This window comes from Flavobacterium piscinae, from assembly GCF_004122145.1.
Lineage (GTDB): Bacteria > Bacteroidota > Bacteroidia > Flavobacteriales > Flavobacteriaceae > Flavobacterium > Flavobacterium piscinae.
This window is the reverse complement of record NZ_SBKQ01000050.1, coordinates 1-255: the sequence shown is the minus strand read 5'-3', so window position 1 is coordinate 255 and position 255 is coordinate 1. Positions and strand designations below refer to the sequence as shown.

The window sequence follows — 255 nt, the reverse complement described above, 5'->3', positions numbered from 1 at the left end:
AAGGTTTTACCGTCTTTGCTCAACGAAGGATTTCCGGTTGAGTAGGTATTGCTGTTAAATGGCAACTGAGTGATGTTGGACCATTTTCCGTTGGCCATCGTAGCTTTATACAAATTAACTTGTCCTAATTTGGCATTGATGGATTTGTCTTTTTCATAGCCATCTTTTTCTTTAAAGCTTTCGCTTGAAAAATAAATCGTGTTTCCATCAGCACTAAGGGAAGAAGGACCATCGTGCCATTTTGAATTTAAATCC

General features: G+C 38.0%; 1 pseudogene. It reads right to left on the bottom strand.

The window, feature by feature from the left end:
• A pseudogene (locus EQG68_RS14930) lies at positions 1-255 on the bottom strand (PD40 domain-containing protein); the annotation flags it as partial.